This window comes from Actinomadura sp. WAC 06369 (assembly GCF_003947565.1).
Lineage (GTDB): Bacteria > Actinomycetota > Actinomycetes > Streptosporangiales > Streptosporangiaceae > Spirillospora > Spirillospora rifamycini.
The window spans coordinates 1-4,934 of record NZ_QHJN01000300.1 but is presented as its reverse complement, the minus strand read 5'-3'; the positions used below and the strand labels follow the sequence as shown (position 1 = coordinate 4,934).

Sequence of the window (4,934 nt, the reverse complement as noted above, 5' to 3'; positions counted from 1 at the left end):
CCCCGCGACCTCGGCGCACCTCCGGAACCCGGACGACGGGCCCCCGACCCCCGAGAAGACGACCCCACCACCGACACGCACACCGCAACCGCGACCCGCGCGGCCCGCGACGCCGGCGCGCGTGCCGAAGGCGGGACGCGGGGGGCCCGCGACGCCGCGAGCGCCTTCGGCGCGCGTGGTCGGTCCGGTGCGGGCGCCGACGGTCCGGTGCTGCCGCCCCGGGAGGCGCTGCGGATGCGCATCCGGTGGGTGCAGGAGCTCGGGGCCCGGCTCGCGTGGACGGCCGGGGTCCGGTTCGCGGACGGCGGGGCGCTCGCGCGGCCCGGGCTGGTGCGGGCGCTGCGGTTCGACGAGCTGGTGTCGGCGCTCCGCGGCGGGGCGCTGCCCGCCGACCTGGAGCGGCGCCCGGCGCCGCCGCGGACGGCGCCGCTGCCGGCGGCGTTCCGGCTGGCCGGGGAGCGGATCGTCGCGGAGGCGCCGCCGCCGGGGGACGGGGCGCGGCCCGCGGGCGGCGGGCGCGGCGCGGGGCTCGTGCACGCGGGCCCGGAGGAGCCGCCGCCCGGCGCGGTGCTGGTGGTCCGGACGCTCGCGCCGTCGCTGGCGCCGCGGCTGCCGGCGCTCGCGGGGCTCGTCGCCGAGACCGGCAGCCCGCTGTCGCACCTGGCGATCCTCGCTCGGGAGATGGGGGTGCCGACGGTCGTGGGGCTGCGCGGGGCGGTCGACCGGTTCCCGTCCGGCACCCGGCTGCTGGTGGACGGCGACACCGGGCGCGTCGAGACGCTGGACCGCGCGGACGAGGAGTCGGTCGCATGACGGCGCGGCGGCTCGGGTGGCTGGTGCTGGCCGTGACGATCTTCTCGACGGCCGCGTACGTGGTCGTCTACCTGGTGCGGTGGGAGTGGCAGCGGGCGCTGATGTCCGGGGTGCTGCTGCTGATCGCGCTGGTGGTGGGGGTCGCGGCGGCGGGCGCGCGGCGGCTCGCGCGGATCGAGCGGGGGCTCGCGGAGCTGCGGGCCGAGCCGGCGCCCGTCCCGCGGGGCCGGTACGCGGAGGGCGGGGCGGACGCGCCGCGGTTCCGGTGGCTGGAGGAGGACGACCGGTACCGGGTGTTCATCCCGGTCCTGCTGGGCGCGGGGATCATCGTGTCGGGGCTGGCCGCGCTGGTCGAGCGGGTGTCGGGGGCGTTCGGCCGCGACGCGGGGCTCCCGCGGGGGCTGGCGCCGCCGGGCGGCGGCGTCCTCGCGGGCGCGCCGGAGCCGCGGCCGGACGGACGCGGCCGCGCGGTCGCCCTCGGGCTCGCGGGGGCGCTCGTCGCGGGGTTCGCCGTCACCTGGCTGGCGGAGCTGACGCAGGACCGGCCGGACGGTCCGGTCGCGGCGGCCGCGAGCACCCTCGTCGTCGAGGCGGACACGCGGGGCGACACCGGCGCGGTGTCCGTGGACGCGCTGGTCGACCGGCTGTGGGAGTACTGCCGGGGTTCGACGCGGCCGTACGCGGAGGGCGGCGGCGCGGTCCCGCTGGGCGAGGGCCGGTACGCGATCGTGGTGCGTCCCGCGCTGGGCGAGCACGGGCTGCGGCGGATGCGGGGGTGCCTCCAGGACGGGCTGGTCGACCGGGCGACGTTCCGGGTGGTGTCGGTGCAGCCGGGGTGAGCGGTGAATTCGGGCGGCCCCGGGAATGCGGAAACGGCCGTACGTGCTGTAATGTCGAAGCAGCGTCCAATGTTCGCCGCAGGCAGGCGGCGGAGGCGTTTTCTTCCCCGCCCGGGCCATCTGAGCGCCCGGTGATCGACCGTCCGGTCGCGACTCGCCCGGACCGCCGCACCTAGGGAGCCGACGTCAGCCCGGTGAACCGAGCTGCTTCTCACATTTCCTCTCGCGTACGCGCCGCGGAAGCCGCCGCCGTACGCGGGGCTTCGACCCCCGGCGCGCGGTTTTTCGTCCGCATTTGCCGGAGAAGGGACACGAATGTCCATTTCCACCCTGAGCACCGGCCGCACCCCCGGCACGAGCAGCCCGCGCGGGCACGCCGTGCCCGCGCAGTCCGCCCGCAAGGGCGGGCAGCGGCGCCCGGCCGGTGACGAACCGCTCGTCCCGTTCAGCGGCATCCTCGCCGTCCAGGACAAGCACGCGTTCGTGCGCACCTCCGGCTACCTCGCGGGGCCCGAGGACGTGCACGTCTCCCTCGCCCAGGTCAAGGCGCACCACCTGCGGCCCGGCGACATCGTGGCGGGCACGGCCCGGCCGCCGAAGTCGGGCCGCGACAAGTTCCGCGCGATGGCGGGCGTGGAGACCGTCAACGGCCGCCCGCCCGCCGAGGCCGCCGGACGTCCCGACTTCGGCGCGCTGACCCCGCTGTTCCCGGACGAGCGGCTGCGGCTCGACACCGGCCCGCTCGCCACCCGGATCATCGACCTCGTCGCGCCGATCGGGAAGGGCCAGCGGGGGCTGATCGTGTCGCCGCCGAAGGTCGGCAAGACGATGATGCTGCAGGCGCTCGCGAACGGCATCGCGCGCGGCAACCCCGAGGCGCACCTGATGGTCGTGCTGATCGACGAGCGTCCCGAGGAGGTCACCGACCTCCAGCGGACGGTCGAGGGCGAGGTGCTGCACTCGACGTTCGACCGGCCCGCGCAGGACCACACGGCGCTCGCCGAACTGGCCGTCGAGCGCGCCAAGCGGCTCGTCGAGCAGGGCCACGACGTCGTCATGCTGCTCGACTCGATCACCCGGCTGGGCCGCGCCTACAACCTGGCCGCGCCGTCCAGCAGCCGCATCCTGGCGGGCGGTGTCGCGACCACCGCGATCTACCCGCCGAAGAAGTTCTTCGGGGCCGCCCGCAACATCGAGGAAGGCGGGTCCCTGACGATCCTCGCGACCGCGCTCGTGGAGACCGGGTCGCGCATGGACGACGTCCTGTTCGAGGAGTACAAGGGCACCGGCAACATGGAGCTGAAGCTCGACCGCGGCCTGGCCGACCGCCGGATCTTCCCGGCCGTCGACGTGGAGGCGTCCGGGACGCGCCGCGACGAGCTGCTCATGTCGCCGCAGGAGCTCGAGCTGACGTGGCGGCTGCGCCGCGCCCTGTCCGGCCTCGACCGGCAGCAGGCCGTCGAGCACCTGCTGGAGAAGATGAAGGGCACGTCGTCGAACGCCGAGTTCCTGCTCCGCCTCCAGCAGACGCTCTAGCGCTCCGCGGAGTCCGCGGGTTCCGCAGGTTCCGCCGTATCGCCGTCCGGGCGGAACGAGGCGAGGATCCGGTCGAAGAGGCGGTGGTCCGGCAGCCACCGCGACTCGGGCGCGGAGAAGCACAGCTCGTACCCGGCCGTGCGGGTGCACAGCGTGTGCCGCCCGCCGCCCGCGCCCTGCCAGGTGAACTCCCATTCGGCGCCGCCGCGGGGTCCCGGCCCGGACCCCAGCCGCACCCGGACGTACCCGGGGCGCCGCCCGTCCGCGACGAGCGCCCGCTCCGCCGCCCGCAGCCCCGCGAGGGGGTCGCCGGACGCCGGGGCGATGCGCAGCCCGCGCCCGGACGCGCCGTCCCGCCACCGCATCACCGCGCCGCGCCGCTCCACCCGCCAGGCCGCCGGGACCCGCACCGTGTAGGCGTCCACCTCCCGGTAGAGCGCCAGCTCGACGAACGGGTCCGCCGCCGGGACGGGCGCGTCGCCCCTGCCGGCCGCCGCCCACCGCGCCGTCCACGTGCCGAGCCCCGCCGCGACGACGGCGAGCGCCGCGACGCTCGCGACCGCGCCGGGGCGGGGACGCGGCCGCCGCGCGGGTTCACCCGATCGCCAGGGCGCGCGGGGGCGCGGGACGAGCGGGACGTCCGGCCGCGCCGCCGCGTCCAGCAGCCGCGCGGCCTCGTCCGCCGGGAGCCGGTCGTCCGGGTCGTGCCGGAGCAGCCCCTCGATGACCGGGGCGAGCGCCCCCGCCCGCGCGGGCCGCGGGTAGTCGCCGAGCAGCACCGCGACCATCGACCCGAGCGCGTGCGACCGCAGGAACGGGGACTCGCCCTCGACGGCCGCGTACAGGGTCGCGCCGAGCGACCACAGGTCGGACGCGGGCCCGCCCGGCAGGCCGTTGACCCGCTCGGGCGGCAGGTACGCGGGCGACCCCTCGATCCCCGCGACCGCCCCGCCGGCCGCCCCGCCGCCGGCCGCCACCCAGGCGCCCGCCGCGTCCCGGACGTCCCGCGCGTCCGGCTCGTCCCGGACGTCCTCGCCGTGCGGGCGGTCGGTGTGCAGGGCGAGGCCGAAGTCGGTGAGCAGCACGCGGCCGTCGTCGCGGACCAGCACGTTCGCGGGCTTGACGTCGCGGTGCAGGATCCCGGCGGCGTGCGCGGCGCGCAGCACCGACAGGACGGCCGCGCCGATCTCGGCGGTGCGCCGCACGCCGAGCGGCCCGCGCTCGTCGATCAGCCGGGCGAGCGACCGCGACTCGTGGAACTCCATGACGATCCACGGGCGCCCGCGCTCGACGAGGACGTCGTGGACGGCGACGACGCCGGGATGCCGGAGCGCGGCGGTGGCGCGGGCCTCGGTGAGCAGCCGGCGGCGCAGCGCCGCGCGCTCGGCGCCGGTGGCGCGGGCGGGCACGCGCAGCTCCTTGACCGCGACGTCCCGGCCGAGGAGTTCGTCGCGGGCGCGCCACACCGTGCCCATGCCGCCGCGGCCGACCATCGAGAGCAGGCGGTACCGCCGCGCGAGCGGCACCGGACGGTCCTCGGTCATGGGGAGGTTATGCGCGGGAACGCACCCAAGCCACGCCCCGCGCGGCCCCATGAATCCTTGACCGTCCGGCCCCGGGGATGCTCCTATAGATGTCAAGCGGCTAGATCAAGGCCGTTGACGGTGGTTGCTGGTGGGACCAGGGCGTGGTAGACCTCGCGGGCGATGTAGCGTTTGAGGCATCGGATGATCTCTTTCTTGCTCA

The 4,934-nt window shown here is 77.1% G+C and carries 3 protein-coding genes and 1 pseudogene; 3 read left to right on the top strand and 1 reads right to left on the bottom strand.

Going from position 1 to position 4,934, the window contains the following annotated elements:
- The 3 genes and pseudogenes from DMH08_RS38520 to rho all read left to right on the top strand — a co-directional run.
- Window positions 1–813 (top strand): PEP-utilizing enzyme (locus DMH08_RS38520; protein WP_267898602.1); only part of this gene is annotated, 813 nt, incomplete at its 5' end.
- Window positions 810–1,652 carry a hypothetical protein gene (locus DMH08_RS38515; protein WP_125621171.1) on the top strand — a complete coding sequence of 281 codons (843 nt, stop codon included), beginning with the start codon at window positions 810–812 and terminating at the stop codon, window positions 1,650–1,652. The genes DMH08_RS38520 and DMH08_RS38515, both read left to right, overlap by 4 nt.
- 426 nt (window positions 1,653–2,078) lie before the next feature.
- A pseudogene (gene rho, locus DMH08_RS38510) lies at window positions 2,079–3,188 on the top strand (transcription termination factor Rho); the annotation flags it as partial.
- Here the strand turns inward: rho and DMH08_RS38505 are convergent.
- Window positions 3,185–4,732 carry a serine/threonine-protein kinase gene (locus DMH08_RS38505; protein ID WP_158642466.1) on the bottom strand — a complete coding sequence of 516 codons (1,548 nt, stop codon included), beginning with the start codon at window positions 4,730–4,732 and terminating at the stop codon, window positions 3,185–3,187. The pseudogene rho and the gene DMH08_RS38505 overlap by 4 nt on opposite strands.
- Window positions 4,733–4,934: the final 202 nt, after the last annotated feature.

What these genes read in the sequence shown, in the direction of transcription:
- DMH08_RS38515 (WP_125621171.1), top strand. Translation starts at nt 810, where the DNA reads ATGACGGCGCGGCGGCTCGGGTGGCTGGTGCTGGCCGTGACGATCTTC.
- DMH08_RS38505 (WP_158642466.1), bottom strand. Translation starts at nt 4,732, where the DNA reads ATGACCGAGGACCGTCCGGTGCCGCTCGCGCGGCGGTACCGCCTGCTC.